We start from the raw sequence: 18812 nt of genomic DNA on the forward strand, positions 1-18812 counted from the left end.
GGAGCCCGTGCCATGACCTTGCCCAAGACACCTTCGTTCCGATTGGATGGCAAGCGCGCTTTCGTCGCGGGCGGATCGCGCGGTATCGGCCTTGGCTGTGCCGTCGCGCTGGCCGAAGCCGGAGCGCACGTCGTCATCGCCGCGCGCGGGGCGGCGCAGGTGCAGACCGCTGTCAACGAGATCGCGCAAGAGGGCTTCAGCGCCGAGGCCGTGGTCCTGGATGTGACGGACCTTGATGCGGTGCGGGAGACGTTCGGCACCGTCGGCCAAATCGACATCCTCGTCAACTCGGCGGGTCTGGCCCGGCACAGCCCGGCCCTCGACACCACGCCCGAGGATTTCGACGCCGTCACCGCGATCAACATCAAGGCCGCCTACTTTCTCGCCCAGACCGCTGCGAAACAGATGGTCGGGCGGGGCGGGTCGATCATCCAGATCAGCAGTCAGATGGGCCATGTCGGCGGCATTGAGCGCGCTGTCTACTGCGGCACGAAACATGCGGTCGAGGGCATCACGAAAGCGATGGCGATCGAGTGGGGACCGGAGAATATCCGCGTCAACACGATCTGCCCGACCTTTATCCTGACCGAATTGACCAAGCCGACCTTTGACGACCCCGAAAAGCGCGCCTGGATCGACAGCAAGATCAAGCTGCCGCGCGTCGGGCAGGTGGAAGACATCATGGGGGCCTGCGTTTTCCTCGCCTCTGACGCCAGCGGATTGGTCACCGGCACCTCGATCCTCGTGGACGGAGGCTGGACCGCCGGATGATCAAGCGCGTGACCTCATTCGACGTGGCCGAACGCGCCGGGGTCAGTCAATCGGCGGTCAGCCGTGTGTTTTCCGGCGCTTCGGCCAGCAAGGACACCGCGACCAAGGTACGCGCGGCGGCGGCAGAGTTGGGGTACCGGCCCAATGTGCTTGCCCGCTCTCTCATCACCGGACGCAGCCGGATCATCGGGATGGTGTTCGCCTATCTGGGCAACCCGTTTTACCCCGATGCGCTCGAACGGTTCAGCCGTGTCTTGCAGGACGAAGGCTACCATACTCTGGTGTTCACGGTGCCCGAAACGGCGGACGACACCGATATCGACCGCGTGGTGCAACAGATGCTCGACCATCAGGTCGATGGCATGATCCTTGCGAGCGTAGGGCTGAGCGATGCCTTGGCCGCGCGGTGCGAGGCGGCTGGCATTCCGGTGGTCCTTTTCAATCGCGGGCAGACAGGCAGCGGTCTGGCGCAGGTCACCTCAGCCAACCGCGCAGGCGGGCGCAAGGTGGCGGAATTCCTTCTTGCCGGTGGCCATACCCGGATCGGCCATGTCAGCGGTTGGCAGGGGTCCTCGACGGGGCGTGACCGGACGGAGGGTTTTCTCGACGCGCTGGCCGAAGGTGGGCAGGAACCCGTCGGCGTCGAAGACGGTCGCTATACGCATGAGGACGCCGTCAAAGCTGCGGACAAGCTGGCCGGGGCTGGGGTCGACGCGCTATTCGTCGGCAATGACCATATGGCCTTCGCGGTGATGGATCATCTGCGCTTCACGTTGAACCTGCGCATCCCCGAGGATGTCTCGGTCGTGGGGTATGACGATGTGCCGATGGCGGCCTGGGCGGGCTACAGCCTCACTACGGTGCGGCAGCCGGTTGGACGTATGGTCAAAACCACGGTGCAGGCGCTGATTAACCAAATCGAAGACAAATCCGCCCAAGCGGAGATCGAAGAAATCGACGGCCCCTTGATCCTGCGCGGATCGGCCCGAAAACCGGAAGGCTTGCAATGAGAGGCTTTGACAACAAGTTCGCGGATTTTCCCGACTACATCCTCGGCATCACCAAGGAGATCTGGGAGGATCGCGGTCTTGGCGCACGGATGAAGGACTACTATCACCCGGATGTCATCGTCCGGACCCCTGCGGGCATCGGTTTCGGAGAACCGGCGATGACGGCGGCGACGATGGCGACCGTGCACGAGTTTCCGGACCGGAAGCTTCTGGGTGAGGATGTGATCTGGTCCGGCACGCCCGAGGTCGGGATGCTGTCTTCGCATCGTATTCTCTCCACGGCCACACATGTCTGCGACGGTCAGTTCGGTCCGGCCACCGGGCGCAAGATCACGCTGCGCGCGATTGCGGACTGTTATGCCAAGAACAACATGATCAGCGACGAATGGCTGATCCGCGACAACGGCGCGATCGTGCGGCAGTTGGGCTATGATCCGAAAGACTGGGCGCAGGCCCGCGTGGCATCCCTCGACCCTGAAACGCAGCCCTTCCGCCCCGAGGTTGATGTACAGGGGCCGTATACCGGCAGCGGCAACGACAACCAGTGGGGGCAAGCGTTTGGCATGCTTCTGACGCGGATCATGGAGGCCGAGTTTTCGGTCATTCCCGACCAGTACGACCGTGCGGTTCAGGCTGAATTCCCGGGCGGACAGACAGTCCACGGCACCGATGGCGTTGACGCTTTCTGGCTGGGGCTGCGATCTGCCTTTCCGTCCGCAAAGTTCGAAATCCATCATCAGATCGGCCTCGAAGACCCGATGATGCCGCCGCGCGCCGCCGTGCGCTGGTCACTCACCGGCCAACATGACGGTTGGGGCGCGTTCGGTACTCCGTCCGGGGCCGACGTACACGTCATGGGGATCAGTCACGCGGAATTTGGTCCGCGCGGTCTGCGCCGGGAATGGACGCTCTACGACGAAACCGCGATCTGGATGCAGATTTTGGCCCATCAGGGCTGACACGACCACACGCGCCAATCGGCGCGCAGACCAAGGGAACCCACAACATGACCCCGCAAGAGATGGAAGCCCGCATCGTTCGTTACGGCGACCTGCGCCCCTGCCGCACCGCGTTCATCGACGCGCACACACCCGGTAGCGATCAGAAGGAAAACTTCACGATCATCGGCGGCGGTGTCTCGGAAAGTGCGGACCAGCACGTGCACATCACGGAAACGCCCGGTTTCAACATCGGTGCGGCAGGTCAGCCGCCGAAATGCCAGAACTCCCTGCACAGTCACCGCACGGCCGAGGTGTTCTTTGTCCTCAAGGGTCGCTGGCGGTTCTTCTGGGGGCGGTGGGGCAATGCGGGGGAGGTCGTTCTGGAAGAGGGTGACATCTTCAACATCCCCACCGGCATCTTCCGAGGGTTCGAGAACATCGGCACTGATTACGGGATGATCATGGCTATCCTCGGCGGCGACGATGCGGGCGGCGGCGTGATATGGGCCCCGCAGGTGATCGAGGATGCCAAGGATCACGGTCTTGTCCTGGGCGAGAACGGAAAGCTGTACGACAGCAAGAAGGGTCAATCCCTTCCAGACGGCATCAAGCCGATGCCGCTGCTGACCGAGGAAGAGCTGGCGACCTTCCCTGAACCCACCACCTCAGACGTGGTTCCCGGCCATGTCGCGCGCTACTGGGACCTCATGGCGTTGGCGAACAAGACGCCTGCGAAGGTGATCGGCCCGGACGGCAAGCTCAGGGATCGCCCCGGTTTCGACGTGGACTTCATCACGCGCGGGTCCATCCCGGACGCGCCTTACACCGTCGACACGCATGAGGTGCTGATGCCGGTGCGCGGGCATTGGCGATTGTCTTGGGACGGTGGCAGCACCGCTCTGAACCCCGGGGATACGGTCGCCGTGCCTCCGGGTCTGGCCCACAGCGTGACCCCGGCCATGACCGGCGAGGCGTCCATGTATCGCGTGCGGTCGACCGGCGATCCTGCAGGACCCACCTGGACCGGCTAAGGGCTTTGGACTGAACTCCAGCCCGTCCTATCTTCCAGATGGAAGATCAATCACGGGCTGACCGATGACGAATGACACGCTGACACTGCGCCCGGCCGAGGCGATGGATATCGACGATCTGGACCGCTTGTTCGGCCAGAGTTATCCCGTCCTGCTGAAGCCCGACTATTCGCCATCGGTCCTTGTGACCGCCGTGCCGCTGATCTCGAAGGCGCAACTGGCGCTGATCGCGTCGGGGACGTTTTTCGTCGTCTGTGACGGGGACGACATCGTCGGTGCGGGCGGCTGGACAATGCAGGCTCCGGGCGGAAAACCGGGCAGCCGGGGTATCGGCCACATCCGCCACGTTGCGACCGATCATCGCCGCACGCGCGAAGGGATCGGGCGCAAGCTGATGGACTACATCGCATTGCACGCCCACGCCTCGGGCATGACGCAACTGCATTGCCAAAGCACCCTGACCGCGGTGCCGTTTTACGAAGCGATGGGATTTGTCGCACAGGGCGACATAAATGTGCCATTGCGGCCCGGGATCGACTTTCCGGCCGTCTTTATGGTGCGCATGCTCTGATGGATTGATTTGGGTCATAGTCCTCGACGGCAAGGTCTGCTTCAGTCGTCTTCCAGGAGTGGAGGAACCTATGCTGAAAGTTACCAAAAAAGCCGCAAATCGCGTCGATCTCGAAGTGTCGGGTCGGATCGATTCTGAAGAAATGGCCAAGGGATTGGATGATCTCTTGCACCTGTCCGAGGACGTGAACGAAGGCGTGATGCTGTACAAGATCACGACCTTTGCGTTCCCCGATTTCGGGGCGCTGGCGGCCGAATTTGCCCGTCTGCCCAAGCTGTTCGGCCTTTTGGGTCGGTTTGACCGGTGTGCCGTCCTGTCGGATGCGGCGTGGATCCGAACTGCGGCCGAAGTCGAAGGCGCGCTTTTTCCCGGACTCGAGATAAAGGCGTTCGATCTGGACGAGGAAGAGGCCGCCGAAGCCTGGCTTGGCGGGGTCTCAGCGCAACCGGAGAAAACAAGCGAGGATGCTTGAACTTCGCCCGAACTGCGAATGGTGTTACAAGGACCTGCCGCCGGATGCCGCTGATGCGCGCATATGCTCTTACGAATGCACATATTGCGCCAAATGCGTGGAAACCGTGCTGCATAACGTCTGCGCAACTTGCGGCGGTGGGTTTGTTCCGCGACCCATCCGGCCTCGCGCCGCACATCGGGAGACGTTGAAGCTCGGGCTCGTGAACAACCCTGCCAGCACAACGCGGAAGCACTCTAAATGGTCTGCCAAAGAGGTCGCCGAGTTCAGTAACAGGCTGAAGGACATCCCGCCGGATCAACGCTAGGACATAGGGGCTGACCCATTGTTTCGCGCGCGAAACATTGGGTCCGTTCCGGTCCTATCGGGTCACTTCGATCACGTCGCGGTCCGTCACGATCAGATCAAGGGGCTGGTCCGTCGGCTCCAGTGGCAGGTCGGTCGCTTCCTGCTCGGCATAGGCAAACCCGATCGCCAGAGTCGGGCGCGACGACCGCAACTGCTCCAGCGTCCGATCATAAAACCCGCCGCCATAGCCTAGCCGACCGCCATCGCGGGAGAACGCCACCAAAGGCACGATTAGCAACTCGGGCGTCATCAGAACCTCATCCGCCGGAACCGGCGCGCCAAACGGTCCATCAACCATGGCGCAATCCGGTTCCCATCGCGAAAACACCAAGGGCTGACCCGCCTCGCGGATCACCGGCACTCCCACAGGGCCATGTGCAGCGGCCTCTGCCATCGCGGGCAGCGGATCGATTTCCGTTCGAATGGGGATGTACCCGGCAAGGGGCACACCCCGGTACCCCGCCAGAATCTCGCTCAGGCGGCCACTTGCGCCCGGCAGGTTCATGTCATGTGCCTGCTTGCGTCGGGCGAAGGCGGCCTTCCGCGCCTCTGCCTTCACCGCCTCTTGCGTCACAGAAGCACCACCACCGCCAATCCAAGAAAGGCAAAGAACCCAACCACATCCGTGACCGTCGTCACAAAGGCACCGGAGGCCAGTGCCGGGTCGATCTTGAGCTTTTCAAGGACCACCGGGATCGCCGTCCCGGCCAGACCGGCCACCACCAGATTGATCACCATCGCAGCGGCGATGACGAAACCGAGCAGGGGCATGCCGAACCAGACCACCCCGACGATGCCCATGATCACTGCAAACGCGGCTCCGTTGATCAGGCCCACAAGCACCTCTCGTCGAATAACCCGCCAGACGTTCGATCCGGTCAGGTCTTTCGTCGCCAAGGCACGCACCGCAACCGTCAACGATTGGGTGCCCGCGTTGCCCCCCATGGATGCCACGATGGGCATCAGAACCGCCAAAGCCACCACCTGCGCGATCGCCGCCTCGAATTGCGCGATGACGAGACTGGCGAGGATGGCGGTGATCAGGTTCACGAAAAGCCAAGGGAAGCGCCGCTTGGTCGTGTCGACCACGCGGTCCGACAAAGAGCTTTCGCTGTCCACACCGGCAAGGCGCAACACGTCCTCTTCATGCTCTTCGTCCAGCACGATCATCGCGTCGTCGATGGTGATGACACCGACGAGGCGCTCGTTTTCATCGACGACGGGGGCCGAGATCAGGTGATACTGATTGAATGCGTACGCCACGTCGCCTTCGTATTGATCGACCGGAATGACGTGGAACGTGTCCTCCATGATCGACTTGAGCAGCACTTCGCGACGCGATCCCATGAGCTTGCCCAGAGTGACATTTCCAACCGGGCGCAGCTTGGGATCGACCAGCGTGATATGGTAGAACTGATCCGGCAAGTTGTCAGAATTGCGCAGATAATCAATGGCTTCACCGACATTCCAATGCTCGGGGGCCATCACCACCTCGCGCTGCATCAGGCGGCCGGCGGAGTACTCCGGATAGGTAAGCGACTGCTCGACCGCAACGCGATCACTGTCCTCCAGCGCTTCGAGGATCGCTTCTTGCTGGGGTTCATCGAGGTCTTCGAGAAGGTCGACGACATCGTCGCTTTCCATTTCTCGGACCGCGTCGGCCAGAACTTCGGGCGCAAGGATGCCGATCACTTCTTCACGGATCGACTCGTCCAGTTCCGACAGGATTTCGCCGTCGAATTCCTTATCGTAGAGCTTGATCAACCGCATCCGGTCGAAAGCGTTGATCTGTTCGAGAAGGTCCGCGATGTCCGCCGGATGGAGCGGGTCCATCAGTTCGACAAGCTGGTCGCGATCATCGAGATCGACCGCGTACAGAATCTGCGCCACGGCCTTGCGATCAAGGCTGTAGGCGGTGTCTGCTTCTTCTGCCTCGGGGGCTTCGATGGTTTGATCTTCGCTCATCTCGACCCTCTCCAAATCCCTAGCGCCACATGTACGTCATCCCCCGGCAAAGCAATAGGGGACGACCGCAATTTACCCGTGTCTGACGAAAAGATAGAGTTTCTGGGCAAAGTTCAAAAAGGCGCGCTTCATGTCACCGATCACCCTCCACCTTGGTCAGACGCTCTGGTTCGATGGCGATCCTCTTTTGGATGGCCCGGAAGCCGCCGTGCATAACAGCCGGGGAGGGCTTGCGGTGCAGGATGGACTGATTCTCGCGCGCGGAACTGCGGACGATTTGCGCAAAGCGCACCCCGAGGCCAAGATCGTGGACCATGGACAGTCACTCTTGATGGCGGGCTTTGTGGATGCGCATGTCCACTATCCGCAAACTGCGATCATCGCGAGCTGGGGTAAGCGGCTGATCGACTGGCTGAACACCTACACCTTTCCCGAGGAAATGCGGTTTGCCGATCCCGACTACGCGGAAGAGGTCGCAGGACGGTATCTGGATATCGCGCTGGCAAACGGCACCACGACGATGTGTAGCTACTGCACGATCCATCCCAACAGCGTGTACGCCTACTTCAAAGCAGCTGCATCGCGGGGCATGCGGGTTCTTGGCGGCAAGACCTGCATGAATCGCAACGCACCAGACGGACTGCGCGATACGGCCCAATCAGCCTACGATGACAGCAAGGTATTGTTGCAGCGCTGGCACGGGCAGGGGCGGGCGTCTTACGTAATCACGCCCCGGTTTTCACCGACATCGACGCCAGAGCAACTGGTAGCACTTGGCGCCCTATGGGCGGAGCACCCGGATTGCCTGATGCAAACGCATCTAAGCGAACAGACCGACGAAATCGCCTGGGTGCGCGAGCTTTTCCCCGACGCACGCGATTACCTCGACACCTATGAAAGCTTCGGTTTGCTAGGGGCCAACGGCGTCTACGGCCACGCGATCCATCTGGAGCCTCGCGAACGCGATCGCCTCCGCGAGGTCGGCGCGGCGCTGGTTCATTGCCCGACGTCGAACACGTTCATCGGGTCCGGCCTGTTCGACATGGCCGGGCTGGTCGCCGAAGGTCAGCGCGTGGGGCTCGCCACTGACACCGGGGGCGGTTCGTCCTTTTCGATGCTGCGAACAATGGCGGCGGCGTATGAGGTCGCCCAGCTGCGAGGTGCCACGTTACATCCGTCGACCCTGTTGTGGCTCGCCACCGAAGGTTCTGCGCGCGCCCTGGGTCTTTCGGATCGCATCGGCACACTGGCACCGGGGACTGAGGCCGACTTCATTGCGCTCGACCTCGCGTCCACGCCTGCCATCGCCCAACGCAGCGCCCTGGCACAGGACATCTGGGAGGCCGTCTTCCCAACCATCATGATGGGCGATGACCGGGCGGTGGCAGGGGTTTGGGTGATAGGAGAGCAGCGCGCGTGATCGGATGTTGCACGGACGAAAGCGGCCCTTTGGTGCTACTCCATCAGTGTCCGCTTTCGTTGTGTGGCTGTGTCGTTGAGGTTGCTTCGAGTTCGACACTCAAACTGGCAGCCAGATCGAAAAACCGACGTCGCACGGTCTCTGCGTAGGGATTGGCCTTCTCAATCGCTTCGAATACTTCTGGGGCATCATGCTGAACCATGGAAATCGCCTCAGATAACAAGTCAAAGCTCTTCGTTGTCATGCGCGTTGGGAGCGGTCCCATTCTTAGGAGCACTTTGGCGATGAGGTGCGTGAGCCCTTGGACAACTGCTGCTTCTTGGTCGTGGTCCTCTGGTGTTGTCATGATGACAGTCAGACCCAGAGCTTTGCGTAAGAACGCAGCCACCTGCGCGTGCCGGTTCCCTTGAACGGGGCAGACCGCGACTTTCAGGCCTTCGATTCCTTGTCTGGCACTCTGAGGGCCGAACAAGGGGTGAGTTGCCACGATGTCTACATGGTTCGGGAGCATCCGCCGCATGATTTCCGCGGGAACGACTTTGACTGAGCCGACATCGACGATCAGCGCGCCAGGATTACAAGCATCCGCGATCTCGCTGACAACATTCTCAAAAGAGGACACAGGTGCCGCAATGAGGATCACATCCGCCTGCGATACCGAGTGCAACGATGAGAGGGTCACGCCGAGGTGCTGTGCGACATTGGCAACGTTCTGGGACGGATCGTAGGCCGTTATTTCGAAATGCTTGCCGAGATGACGGGCTGCAAGTTGTCCGAACGCGCCAAACCCGACGATGCCTAGGGAGCTCGGTTCACGATTATTGTTGTTGTTCATTTTTCTCGACCTCTGAATTTGCCGCCCGGCACAAGGTCTTCTGTATGTTGACCGCTGTCAGGGGCAGCGGAAAACAAATGATGAATTACCCGCAGCTATCTAAGCTGAGGATAATAGTCCTGCGATGCAAAGAACGATTTCATCATGTCACCGGCCTTAAAGCACCCAAGACCGAGGAGTCAACGACACCTGAACAGCGGCCACCAACTGCGGCACAAAAGTCTAGAACTTTGGGCTGTAAACGAGACATTCGCTGCGGATACGAAAAAGCCGCGCCGGGATGTCCCTGCGCGGCCAAATCTTCACTGTCCGTGAAGGTGAAGGCTTACTTGATCTTGCCTTCTTTGTACTCGACATGCTTGCGCGCGACGGGGTCGTATTTGCGCACGCTCATTTTTTCCGTCATCGTCCGCGCGTTCTTTTTGGTCACGTAGAAGTGGCCGGTGCCCGCAGTCGAGTTCAGGCGGATTTTAATCGTGGTCGGCTTCGCCATGGATCGTCTCCTGCATCGAGGCCGTCATCATGGCGGGGCCTCGTGAATTTCGGTATGAACGCGCCTTCTACCCGCCGCGTCGTGCGAGTCAAGTGCGATCGCCCCGAATGGCCATGAAAAACGCGCGGAGGGCCTGTAAGCCGGATTCTGTCCTCCGTTGCTGGAGGGACGACCATTCCTCTGGGACCGCTGTCGCCAACGGCCTCGTGCTGCCAACCCGGGGATCTGGGCTGAAGCGACCCTGCGGGTTGCCCCGCGCGATCCCCCTATTCGGCATTGCTCCGGGTGGGGCTTGCCGTGCGGGGGCTGTTGCCAGCCCCCCGGTGGGCTTTTACCCCACCGTTTCACCTGTTCCCCGGCGGGCCGGGGTAGTTTGATTTCTGTGGCGCTTTCCGTCAGATTGCTCTGCCCGGGCATTACCCGGCACCCTTGCTTCATGGAGTCCGGACTTTCCTCCCCTGTGACAGGGCGGCCGTCCGGCCCTCCGCGCGAGACATCGGGGTAGGTGATGCGACACGACACGTCAATGAAATCGTTGGTCTGTGACGATGCACCAGATGCGCATTCCGTCCGCACAATCCCGCGTCGTCAACCAAACCGCCGAAGGACCGCCGGTGTCTCAGATGATTTCATCTTCGTCGAACATGGGATCCGCGGCCAGTTGGCTCGAATGATCGTCGAGTGCGTCGCCTGCGCGCTTGAATGACCCGATGCGGGCGAGGTGAAACACCGCGTCGCCCTCGTTGACCACGGGCATGACCGCACGACCAACGATGACCCCTTCGAACGGCGCCTCGATGTCTGTTTCACTTTCTCCGAACGGATCTGACACTGACCCCAGGGTCTCGCCCCTTCGAACCAGATCGCCGTCCGACCGAAAGCTGCGAAACAGCCCCCCAAGCGGTGCCCTGATCCATTTGCTGGACGCGCAATATTGCGGGGGCGCTTTTGGCGGTGCGATGCTGCGGCCCGAGATCATGTCGAGCGAACGAAGCACCCTGAGAATGCCGACCAGTCCGGCCCGGGCAGAAACCTCGTCGAACCGCAATCCTTCGCCAGCCTCGTACAGCAGGACGGAGGTTCCCAGTTTCTGAGCGGCCTCGCGCAAGGAGCCTTCGCGCACCGGCGATTTGATGACTATGGGCGCACCGAAGATGTCGGCGAGATCGCGCATTTTGCCGTCGTCCGGTGAAATGCGGACCTGCGGATAGTTGGTTCGGTGGATGGCGGCGGAATGGAGATCGATCCCGATATCGGCATGGGCAACGATTTCGGACAAAAACATGTGGGCGAGACGGGCGGCGAGCGATCCGCCCTCGCTGCCGGGAAAAGAGCGATTGAGGTCACGCCGGTCAGGTAGATACCGCGACCGGTTGATGAAGCCGAACGAATTGACAATCGGCACGACGATCAGAGTGCCCTTCAGCCTTCGCAAACCGGGCGATTTTAACAGACGCCGCACGATCTCGATGCCGATGACCTCGTCGCCGTGCACGCCAGCGCTCACGAAAACCGTGGCACCCGGCATTTTTCCGTGGATCACATGCGCGGACATCGTGACGGGCGTATGGTCGGACAGCGTGCTGACGGGCAGATCTACCGTGCGTCGTGTTCCCGGCGCGATCGACTCGCCACCGATCTTGAAATCTGCCCGTTCCGGCATCAGCCGCGGCCTTTGGTGCGTGTCTTGCCGTGTTTGGCGTTCTTTTCGAGGAACTCGATCATTTTGCCCGCAACATCGAGACCGGTTGCCTTTTCTACGCCTTCGAGACCCGGCGACGAGTTGACCTCCATCACCACCGCCCCATGATTGGCGCGAAGCATGTCGACGCCGCAGGCGTTCAGTCCCATCGATTTCGCCGCGCGGACAGCGGTTGAGCGTTCTTCCGGGGAAAGCTTGATCACCTGGGCCGAGCCGCCACGATGCAGGTTTGACCGGAACTCTCCTTCGGCACCGGTCCGTTTCATGGCCGCGATGACCTTGCCGCCGATGACAATGGCGCGAATATCTGTTCCGCCCGCCTCTTTGATGAATTCCTGGATCAGGATGTTCGTGCCGGTTGCGCGGAACGCTTCGACGACCGATTTCGCGGACCTGTCCGTATCGGCCAAAACCACGCCGAGCCCCTGCGTGCCTTCCAGAAGCTTTATGACCAAAGGCGCGTTCCCCGCCAGTTGAAGGACTTCCTCGGTCTGCTTCGGATCATGCGCAAACGTGGTCACAGGCAACCCCACGCCATCCCGCGCAAGCAATTGCATCGACCGCAATTTGTCGCGAGACCGTCCGATCCCGACGCTTTCATTGAGGGGATACACACCCATCATTTCGAACTGCCGCAAAACGGCGGTTCCGTAATACGTGACCGACGCGCCAATGCGGGGGATGACAGCGTCGTACCCTTCCAGCTTTTCACCGTTGTAATAAACCTCGGGTCGCCGCGAGGCGATGTTCATGTAACAGCGCAAGGTATTGATGACGTCGATTTCATGCCCTCGCTGCTCTGCGGCTTCGACGAGACGTTTGTGAGAGTACAGGCCTGCATTGCGGGCGAGCATGGCAATTTTCATTGGGGAGTCCTCATGTTCGACTAAGTCGATTTCAACGTCGTCAGGTTACGTTTTCCGGGATTGACCAGGATCGGGTGTCGTCTGAGTGCGGAACGGCCGACGATCATGCGAAACTTCATCTCGGATCTTGCCGTCAGCGACAGGTCAATTCTCCAGAGTTTGGAGTCGATGCGAAACTTTGTTCGAATGACGATCCGTGGCTCTGGTATCCCGCTGGTGTTCTTTATTTCTCTGCGGTCGTGAATGGGGTGTTCGACGTCGACGTCATTGGCGTCATCGTTGAATTTCGTGTGAAACCTGACCCAGGGCACATCATCGCGAACGAACTCGACGATATTCGTCGCGTGTAAGGCAGATGTTCTGGCACCGGTATCGATTTTTGCCCTGAGGTTGGTCAACCCCAGAAGCGGAAGGTCAACGCGTTCTTGCCAACCAATCACGAGCATTTCGGTCGTGTCCTCATTTTGTTGTATTCTGAAGTCTGCACCACAAACCCTTGATCTACCAGCCTGCGGCCGCACCGTGTTCTTCGAAGCGCTTGCGCTGACGCACCGGAAAAGCCTGCGGTGTTTTCACACCCCTAGCGCGATAAAGCCCATTCAGCGCAATACATAGGGCTGATGCAGCCAGCCCCAAAGCGCGTCATTCGCCTCGTCCGGCGTCTCCAGCGTTGGCAGATGACCCGCATTCTCCAGCACGACAAGTTTTGCGTGCGGGATCAACTCCGCCATGAAGGTATGTCTTTTCACCGGACAAAGCGCATCATGCGCGCCACACATGACCAGAGCGGGTTGATGGATCTTTCGCAATGTCGCTTGCTGGTCGCGACGGCGCTGCAAAGCGCGGGACTGATTGACGAAAACGCCCGGACCGAGGGTCTGGGCCATTTCCATCACCGTCTGCAACACCTGCGGGCGACGCGGACCGGGGGCGAGGTAGTTCGGTTTCAGTTCATCCCGCATCACCTCGGTCAGCTTGCCCGACTTGACCTTGATGATTTGCGGTTCCCGGTTGGCGGCGACTTGTGGCGTCTCGGCCAGCGGATTGGTGTCCATGAGCGCGATGCGCGTCACGCGGTCGGGCGCGCGGCGCAAGAGCTCCATCGCGACAATGCCGCCCATGCTCAGCCCCGCCAGCGCGAATTTCGGGGGCAGGGCGGTCATCAGGTTCGACGCGATCTCTTCGATCCTCTGACCATGCGTGATTGGCGCAACCATCACGGGATGCGTCGCAGAAAACGCGCGGATTTGCGGCTCAAAGAGGCGGGCATCGCACATCATGCCCGGCAGGAAAACCAGCGGTTCGACCATGAGTCAGAGGCGCTCCGACGCCCGTGCTGCGCCTTCGGACAAGGCTGCCAGTTTCGCATAGGCGATCTCGGGGTCGACAGCGCCGAAGCCCGCAAAGGTGCCGAAGCCGCAATCGCTGCCCGCGATCACACGGTCGGCGCCGACGATATCGGTGAAGCGTTCGATCCTTTGCGCCACCACTTCGGGATGTTCGACAAAATTGGTCGTGCTGTCGATCACACCGGGGACAAGGATCTTGTCGTCCGGGATCTCGGCCTTGCGATCGCGGAACACCGTCCACTCATGCGCGTGGCGCGGATTCGAGGTCTCGAACAGAACCTGATTGGCATCGACCTTCATCAGCGTCGGGAACACCGTGTCCATGTCGATATCGCAAACATGCGGCCCCTCGTAATTGCCCCAGCAAATGTGGACCCGCACGCGGGAGGGGTCGATGCCGTCAAGGGCATGGTTCATCGCCTCGACGTGGCTGTCTGCGATCTTGACGAATTCGGCATCGCTGAGGTCCGCAAACAGCATATGGCGCGACAGGGCGAGGTCCGGGCAGTCAAGTTGCAGCATCAGCCCGCTGTCCACAATCGTGCGGTACTCGTCCCGCATCGCATCGGCCAGCGCGGCGAGGTAGGCGTCCCGCGTCGGGTAGAAATCGTTCTGCAGGAACAGGGAAATCACACCCGGAGACGCCGCATTCATGAACGCCTCGGTCGCGCCATGTGCGGCCATCCCGGCCTTGAGATTGGCGATATCGGCTTCCAATTCGCCCTGGCCCTTGGACTTCACTTCGCCCACGCACATCGGTCGGGCATAGGTCGGCGTGCCTCCGTCATCCTTCAGGCGTTCGAGGAAGGACGGGTAAAGTTTGAGATCGGCGGGTGCATTGCGGGGACTGTCCCCATCGAACCCTGTGTAACGGTCTTTGACGTAAGTGGCGTAGCTGATCTTCGAGGTCTCTCCGTCCGAGACCACGTCAATTCCGGCTTCGACCTGGCGGCGCACTGTCTCGGACGCGGCGCTTGCCATGGCGACATCGAACGCGGCGGGATCATAGAGCTCGCCTTTTTCGCGGGCGAAGATGAAATCAACGACGTTCTGCGTGCGTGGCAGGGACCCGACATGGGTGGTTTTGATATGTGCCATCTGCTCTGCCCCTTAATGTGCATAGGTTTGCAATCACACTAGCAAATCGCACGGCTGGTGCCAGATGCTTCGAAGCATCTGTCCACGCTTTTCCGAAAACGCGCGCCCGCTCAGTCCATCAGCTGTTGTGCAAGGGCGTTTTGCCGCTCGACCACGCGCGGCAGATCTAGCGTCGTGACCTCTCCGTCGGCCACGATCTGCCGCCCTTCGACAAAGAGGTGCTTGACCCGCGTCGGGCCAGTCATAAGCAGCGCCGCCGGGTCCCAGCTTCCCGCGCTCTCGACACCTGAGACATCCCAGATGGCGATGTCCGCCCGTTGGCCTACCGCGATCTGGCCGCAGTCGGACCGCCCCAAGACCTCGGCCCCACCGCGCGTTGCGATGTGCAACGCTTCGCGCGGGCTCATCGCATCAGCGCCTTTTGCGACCCGTTGCAAGAGCATGGCCTGACGCGCCTCCGCAATCAGGTTGCCCGCATCATTGCTGGCCGATCCATCAACGCCCAAACCCACCGGCACGCCCGCATCCCGCATTGCGCGCACGGGCGCAATGCCTGAGCCAAGGCGGCAGTTCGAACAGGGGCAATGCGCGACCCCGGTGCGAGATGTGGCAAAAAGTTCAATCTCTTGCCCATCGAGTTTCACGCAATGCGCGTGCCACACATCCGACCCGGTCCATCCCAGGTCTTCGGCGTATTGCCCGGGTCGGCAGCCAAATTGTTCGAGCGAGTAGGCGATGTCTTCGTCGTTTTCCGCCAGATGCGTGTGCAACATCACGCCCTTGTCCCGCGCCAGAAGGGCTGCGTCCCGCATCAGGTCGCGGCTGACGGAAAACGGTGAGCAGGGTGCCACGCCAACGCGCACCATCGCCCCGTCGGACGGATCGTGATGGGTGTCGATCACGCGGATGCAGTCCTCGAGAATTGCCTGCTCCTTTTCCACCAGCGCATCCGGCGGCAGCCCACCGTCGCTTTCGCCAATGCTCATCGCTCCGCGCGTGGGATGGAACCGCAGTCCGACCTCCTGCGCCGCGGCAATCGTGTCGTCCAGCCGCGCGCCGTTTGGATAGAGGTAGAGATGGTCGGAGGTCAGCGTGCACCCCGACAACGCCAGTTCCGCCAGACCGATCTGCGCCGAGACGAACATTTCCTCCGGGCCGAACCGTGCCCAGATCGGATAAAGCGTCTGCAGCCACCCAAAGAGCAATGCATTCTGCCCGCCGGGAACCGCACGTGTGAGCGTCTGATAAAGATGGTGATGCGTGTTGACGAGGCCAGGCGTGACAACGCAACCGCGGCCGTCGATGGTTTTCGTGCCGGGCGGCCCCACGAGCCCGGGTCCCACGGCGGCGACAACACCTCCGTCGAACAGCACGTCGCATTGCCCAAGTTCCGAAGCGTTGTCGTCCATTGTCAGGATGACATCCGCGTTCTGGATCAGAGTGCTCACGCCGCGTTCAACCGCTCAAGCGCCGCAGCGTGAAGCTCGGGCGTGGCGGCGGCGAGCGTCCTGCCGCCAAGATGCGCGGAATTTCCCTGCCAGTCGGTGACAACACCGCCTGCCGCTTCGATCACGGCAATAGGGGCCTGGATATCGTAGGCGTTCAGACCGGCCTCGATCACGAGGTCGATCTGCCCAATGGCGAGAAGTGCGTAAGCGTAGCAATCGCAGCCGTAGCGTGTGAGTTTCACGTCACGGGCCACGCGCTGAAAGGCGGCGCGTTCTGCATCGGTGCCGATCTCGGGAAATGTCGTAAAAAGCGTGGCATCACTCAGCTTGGTTGTGCCTTTGGCCTTAAGCGCACCGGAGAGGTGCGGACCATGCCAATCCGCTTTGCCAAGACCGCCCATGAAGCGCTCTCCGACATAGGGTTGGTCGATCATGCCGAGGATGGGGCCGGTGTCATTCGACAGTGCGATCAAGACAGTCCAGGTCGGCGTGCCGCTGATGAAGGATCGTGTGCCATCAATCGGATCAAGCACCCAAGTCAGTCCAGAGGTGCCCTCGATCGAGCCGTATTCTTCCCCGAGGATGCCGTCATCCGGCCGCAGGCGGGCCAGAACCTCGCGCATCGCCGTTTCGGAGGCACGGTCGGCAACTGTCACCGGATCAAATCCGCCGGCCAGTTTGTTGTCGGCGTTCAAACCCATCGTGCGAAAATGCGGAAGGATCGCGTCGCGCGCGGCATTTGCCATTTCGTCGGCAACAGCCCAAAGCGTGTCTGCTTCGGAGGGATCAGGGTTGGTCATTTGCGCGTCCTTTGGAAGCCCGCTTACGGGCTACCTCAGGAAACGGGTTCTCTCAAGCGACGTCTGACAAGACGCGGGCAAGCTCGAACAAGCGACGGCGCTGGTTTTCCGGGATCGAATAGTACGACCGGATCAGGTCAAGGGCTTCCTTGTCCCCAAGAAGGTCCGCAGGAACCGCTTCGGCCATCGGAGTTTGGTTCTCGTGCGACTCCTCGATGCCTTCGAAGAAAAACGCGACCGGCACGTCCAGCGCGTCGGCAATGTCCCAAAGCCGCGAGGCGCTCACACGGTTTGCGCCGGTTTCGTATTTTTGAATTTGCTGGAACTTGATACCCACTTTTTCCGCCAGCTGCTGTTGGGTCATCCCAACCAGCCAACGACGGTGTCGAACGCGTTTACCCACGTGTACGTCAACAGGATGTGCCATTGTGCTCTCTTTCGTCAGACGCGAGACCGCGCCGTTCATATCGGACAAGGAGCCTAATCGCTGGTGTTTAACCGAAAACTAAAAGACAACCTATCCGATTGTTGGTGAAATGACGCTATAGCATGACAGGTATCAGAGCAAGATAATTGCTGCTGCCAAATCATGAAAAGGTTAACGAATTGCAATCAATTGGCGAGTGCTGACGGGATTTTTCGTGTTCTATCATAGGTTTTGTTCGCGTTTGGGTTGTCATATAACCCGCTGAAATATGGATTGATTTGGAAAGAGGATCCGACATGAAGGCCTATCAAGTCACAAGCCACGATACGGATCCCTCGGTCACGGAGGTGCCGACACCATCCCCGGAAGCCGGAGAGATTCGGGTCGAAATCGAGACCTGCGGTCTCAATTTCGCCGATCTTCTGATGGTCAAAGGAACCTATCAGGACACCCCGGAACTTCCTTTTACCCTGGGCATGGAAGTGGCCGGCAGAGTCGATGCGCTTGGCGATGGCGTGACGGGCTTCAATGTGGGCGACCGCGTCGCGGTGTTCGGCGGCCAGGGCGGGCTTGCTGAATACGGGTGTTTCGACGCACGCCGCGCCGTTCGACTGCCCGACGATATGCCGATGGAAGACGCGGCCGCGTTCCAGATCGCCTACGGCACCAGCCATGTTGCGCTGGACCATCGGGCAAATCTGCAAACGGGCGAAACCCTCCTGGTTCTTGGGGCCGCGGGAGGTGTGGGTCTCACGGCGGTGGAAATTGGTAAGCTGATGGGCGCAACGGTTGTCGCTTGCGCCCGAGGCGCGGCCAAGCTGGAGGCGGCGAAAGCGGCCGGGGCCGATCACCTGATCGACGCTGAAACGCAGGACATCCGTACCGAAATGAAAGCGCTCGGAGGCGCGGACGTGGTGTACGATCCCGTCGGTGGAGAACAGTTTGAAGCGGCATTCCGGTCCTGCAAGCCCGAAGCGCGGCTTTTACCCATTGGTTTCGCAAGCGGGGATGTGCCGCAGATCAAGTCGAACCACCTGCTCGTCAAGAACCTGTCGGTGCTCGGGCTATATTGGGGTGGCTATCTTCAGTTCCGACCGGAAGTGATCACGCAAAGCCTGAAGACACTTCTGGAATGGTACTCCGAAGGAAAACTGAAGCCACATGTCAGTCACGTCCTGCCGCTCGAGCAGGCTGCTGAGGGGCTGGAGTTGCTCCGGTCGCGGAAGTCGACTGGCAAGGTGGTCATCAAAGTGACCGCGTGACGC

At 60.7% G+C, this 18812-nt stretch carries 21 protein-coding genes and 1 other RNA gene; 9 read left to right on the forward strand and 13 right to left on the reverse strand.

The features are described from left to right. Nucleotides 1–12 precede the first annotated feature (12 nt). The 7 genes from BUA42_RS04635 (at nt 13) to BUA42_RS04665 (ending at nt 5103) form a co-directional block, all read left to right on the forward strand. Nucleotides 13–771 carry an SDR family NAD(P)-dependent oxidoreductase gene (locus tag BUA42_RS04635; RefSeq protein WP_072776747.1) on the forward strand — a complete coding sequence of 253 codons (759 nt, stop codon included), beginning with the start codon at nt 13–15 and terminating at the stop codon, nt 769–771. After that, nucleotides 768–1781, forward strand: coding sequence for a LacI family DNA-binding transcriptional regulator (locus tag BUA42_RS04640; protein WP_072776478.1), 1014 nt, complete (start codon nt 768–770; stop codon nt 1779–1781). The genes BUA42_RS04635 and BUA42_RS04640 overlap by 4 nt, the downstream gene beginning before the upstream one ends. Then, nucleotides 1778–2740 (forward strand): nuclear transport factor 2 family protein, encoded by a 963-nt coding sequence (locus tag BUA42_RS04645; protein WP_072776479.1) that lies wholly within the window; start codon nt 1778–1780, stop codon nt 2738–2740. Before BUA42_RS04640 ends, BUA42_RS04645 begins: the two co-directional genes overlap by 4 nt. Nucleotides 2741–2787: 47 nt before the next feature. After that, a complete protein-coding gene (locus BUA42_RS04650; RefSeq protein ID WP_072776480.1) occupies nt 2788–3753 on the forward strand; it encodes a cupin domain-containing protein in 966 nt (321 codons plus the stop codon). A gap of 64 nt (nt 3754–3817) precedes the next feature. Then, nucleotides 3818–4324 carry a GNAT family N-acetyltransferase gene (locus tag BUA42_RS04655; RefSeq protein WP_072776481.1) on the forward strand — a complete coding sequence of 169 codons (507 nt, stop codon included), beginning with the start codon at nt 3818–3820 and terminating at the stop codon, nt 4322–4324. A 70-nt stretch (nt 4325–4394) separates the two neighbouring features. Next, on the forward strand, nt 4395–4796 hold the full coding sequence (locus BUA42_RS04660) for a SpoIIAA family protein (protein ID WP_072776482.1): 402 nt from the start codon (nt 4395–4397) through the stop codon (nt 4794–4796). Next, the gene (locus BUA42_RS04665) at nt 4789–5103 is read left to right on the forward strand and encodes a DUF1272 domain-containing protein (RefSeq protein ID WP_072776483.1); all 315 of its coding nucleotides are present in this window, start codon (nt 4789–4791) and stop codon (nt 5101–5103) included. The genes BUA42_RS04660 and BUA42_RS04665 overlap by 8 nt, the downstream gene beginning before the upstream one ends. Nucleotides 5104–5157: 54 nt before the next feature. Here the strand turns inward: BUA42_RS04665 and BUA42_RS04670 are convergent, their stop codons facing one another. Together BUA42_RS04670 and mgtE are read right to left on the reverse strand one after the other, a co-directional pair. Next, entirely contained in the window at nt 5158–5718 is a 561-nt protein-coding gene (locus BUA42_RS04670) for a 5-formyltetrahydrofolate cyclo-ligase (RefSeq protein ID WP_072776484.1), read from the reverse strand. Then, on the reverse strand, nt 5715–7109 hold the full coding sequence (mgtE, locus tag BUA42_RS04675; protein WP_072776485.1) for a magnesium transporter: 1395 nt from the start codon (nt 7107–7109) through the stop codon (nt 5715–5717). The genes BUA42_RS04670 and mgtE overlap by 4 nt, the downstream gene beginning before the upstream one ends. Before the next feature lie 130 nt (nt 7110–7239). Between mgtE and guaD the strand changes: the two genes are divergently transcribed. Continuing rightward, the gene (gene guaD / locus BUA42_RS04680) at nt 7240–8529 is read left to right on the forward strand and encodes a guanine deaminase (protein ID WP_072776486.1); all 1290 of its coding nucleotides are present in this window, start codon (nt 7240–7242) and stop codon (nt 8527–8529) included. Nucleotides 8530–8572: 43 nt separating this feature from the next. Here the strand turns inward: guaD and BUA42_RS04685 are convergent, their stop codons facing one another. The 11 genes from BUA42_RS04685 to BUA42_RS04735 all read right to left on the reverse strand — a co-directional run bounded on the left by BUA42_RS04685 (nt 8573) and on the right by BUA42_RS04735 (nt 17547). After that, the gene (locus BUA42_RS04685) at nt 8573–9364 is read right to left on the reverse strand and encodes a prephenate dehydrogenase (RefSeq protein ID WP_072776487.1); all 792 of its coding nucleotides are present in this window, start codon (nt 9362–9364) and stop codon (nt 8573–8575) included. 325 nt (nt 9365–9689) lie between these two features. Next, nucleotides 9690–9857 (reverse strand): 50S ribosomal protein L33, encoded by a 168-nt coding sequence (gene rpmG / locus BUA42_RS04690; protein WP_050927593.1) that lies wholly within the window; start codon nt 9855–9857, stop codon nt 9690–9692. A 120-nt stretch (nt 9858–9977) separates the two neighbouring features. Further along, nucleotides 9978–10345, reverse strand: an RNA gene (gene rnpB, locus BUA42_RS04695) — RNase P RNA component class A. A 131-nt stretch (nt 10346–10476) separates the two neighbouring features. Next, nucleotides 10477–11520, reverse strand: a complete 1044-nt coding sequence (locus BUA42_RS04700; RefSeq protein ID WP_072776488.1) for a succinylglutamate desuccinylase/aspartoacylase family protein — start codon at nt 11518–11520, stop codon at nt 10477–10479. Beyond that, complete coding sequence (rimK, locus tag BUA42_RS04705) at nt 11520–12425, reverse strand: 30S ribosomal protein S6--L-glutamate ligase (RefSeq protein WP_072776489.1); 906 nt, start codon at nt 12423–12425, stop codon at nt 11520–11522. The genes BUA42_RS04700 and rimK overlap by 1 nt, the downstream gene beginning before the upstream one ends. Before the next feature lie 20 nt (nt 12426–12445). After that, the gene (locus BUA42_RS04710; RefSeq protein WP_072776490.1) at nt 12446–12871 is read right to left on the reverse strand and encodes an ATP-dependent zinc protease family protein; all 426 of its coding nucleotides are present in this window, start codon (nt 12869–12871) and stop codon (nt 12446–12448) included. A gap of 153 nt (nt 12872–13024) precedes the next feature. Beyond that, nucleotides 13025–13735 carry an alpha/beta fold hydrolase gene (locus BUA42_RS04715; RefSeq protein WP_072776491.1) on the reverse strand — a complete coding sequence of 237 codons (711 nt, stop codon included), beginning with the start codon at nt 13733–13735 and terminating at the stop codon, nt 13025–13027. Nucleotides 13736–13738: 3 nt separating this feature from the next. Continuing rightward, the gene (locus BUA42_RS04720) at nt 13739–14872 is read right to left on the reverse strand and encodes a cobalamin-independent methionine synthase II family protein (RefSeq protein WP_072776492.1); all 1134 of its coding nucleotides are present in this window, start codon (nt 14870–14872) and stop codon (nt 13739–13741) included. A 110-nt stretch (nt 14873–14982) separates the two neighbouring features. Next, nucleotides 14983–16320 (reverse strand): 8-oxoguanine deaminase, encoded by a 1338-nt coding sequence (locus tag BUA42_RS04725; protein WP_281249774.1) that lies wholly within the window; start codon nt 16318–16320, stop codon nt 14983–14985. Further along, nucleotides 16317–17120, reverse strand: a complete 804-nt coding sequence (hisN, locus tag BUA42_RS04730) for a histidinol-phosphatase (RefSeq protein ID WP_072776493.1) — start codon at nt 17118–17120, stop codon at nt 16317–16319. Before hisN ends, BUA42_RS04725 begins: the two co-directional genes overlap by 4 nt. Nucleotides 17121–17172: 52 nt before the next feature. Further along, nucleotides 17173–17547, reverse strand: coding sequence for a helix-turn-helix domain-containing protein (locus BUA42_RS04735; RefSeq protein WP_072776494.1), 375 nt, complete (start codon nt 17545–17547; stop codon nt 17173–17175). 296 nt (nt 17548–17843) lie between these two features. Between BUA42_RS04735 and BUA42_RS04740 the strand changes: the two genes are divergently transcribed. Then, the gene (locus tag BUA42_RS04740) at nt 17844–18809 is read left to right on the forward strand and encodes an NADPH:quinone oxidoreductase family protein (RefSeq protein ID WP_072776495.1); all 966 of its coding nucleotides are present in this window, start codon (nt 17844–17846) and stop codon (nt 18807–18809) included. The last annotated feature ends 3 nt before the right edge of the window (nt 18810–18812 follow it).

The organism is Marivita hallyeonensis, from assembly GCF_900129875.1.
In the GTDB taxonomy this organism is placed as follows: Bacteria; Pseudomonadota; Alphaproteobacteria; order Rhodobacterales; family Rhodobacteraceae; genus Marivita; species Marivita hallyeonensis.

Coding starts and splice junctions, on each gene's coding strand:
- BUA42_RS04635 (WP_072776747.1), top strand. CDS start 13: ATGACCTTGCCCAAGACACCTTCGTTCCGATTGGATGGCAAGCGCGCT.
- BUA42_RS04640 (WP_072776478.1), top strand. CDS start 768: ATGATCAAGCGCGTGACCTCATTCGACGTGGCCGAACGCGCCGGGGTC.
- BUA42_RS04645 (WP_072776479.1), top strand. CDS start 1,778: ATGAGAGGCTTTGACAACAAGTTCGCGGATTTTCCCGACTACATCCTC.
- BUA42_RS04650 (WP_072776480.1), top strand. CDS start 2,788: ATGACCCCGCAAGAGATGGAAGCCCGCATCGTTCGTTACGGCGACCTG.
- BUA42_RS04655 (WP_072776481.1), top strand. CDS start 3,818: ATGACGAATGACACGCTGACACTGCGCCCGGCCGAGGCGATGGATATC.
- BUA42_RS04660 (WP_072776482.1), top strand. CDS start 4,395: ATGCTGAAAGTTACCAAAAAAGCCGCAAATCGCGTCGATCTCGAAGTG.
- BUA42_RS04665 (WP_072776483.1), top strand. CDS start 4,789: ATGCTTGAACTTCGCCCGAACTGCGAATGGTGTTACAAGGACCTGCCG.
- mgtE (WP_072776485.1), bottom strand. CDS start 7,109: ATGAGCGAAGATCAAACCATCGAAGCCCCCGAGGCAGAAGAAGCAGAC.
- guaD (WP_072776486.1), top strand. CDS start 7,240: ATGTCACCGATCACCCTCCACCTTGGTCAGACGCTCTGGTTCGATGGC.
- BUA42_RS04685 (WP_072776487.1), bottom strand. CDS start 9,364: ATGAACAACAACAATAATCGTGAACCGAGCTCCCTAGGCATCGTCGGG.
- rpmG (WP_050927593.1), bottom strand. CDS start 9,857: ATGGCGAAGCCGACCACGATTAAAATCCGCCTGAACTCGACTGCGGGC.
- BUA42_RS04700 (WP_072776488.1), bottom strand. CDS start 11,520: ATGCCGGAACGGGCAGATTTCAAGATCGGTGGCGAGTCGATCGCGCCG.
- rimK (WP_072776489.1), bottom strand. CDS start 12,425: ATGAAAATTGCCATGCTCGCCCGCAATGCAGGCCTGTACTCTCACAAA.
- BUA42_RS04710 (WP_072776490.1), bottom strand. CDS start 12,871: ATGCTCGTGATTGGTTGGCAAGAACGCGTTGACCTTCCGCTTCTGGGG.
- BUA42_RS04715 (WP_072776491.1), bottom strand. CDS start 13,735: ATGGTCGAACCGCTGGTTTTCCTGCCGGGCATGATGTGCGATGCCCGC.
- BUA42_RS04720 (WP_072776492.1), bottom strand. CDS start 14,872: ATGGCACATATCAAAACCACCCATGTCGGGTCCCTGCCACGCACGCAG.
- hisN (WP_072776493.1), bottom strand. CDS start 17,120: ATGACCAACCCTGATCCCTCCGAAGCAGACACGCTTTGGGCTGTTGCC.
- BUA42_RS04735 (WP_072776494.1), bottom strand. CDS start 17,547: ATGGCACATCCTGTTGACGTACACGTGGGTAAACGCGTTCGACACCGT.
- BUA42_RS04740 (WP_072776495.1), top strand. CDS start 17,844: ATGAAGGCCTATCAAGTCACAAGCCACGATACGGATCCCTCGGTCACG.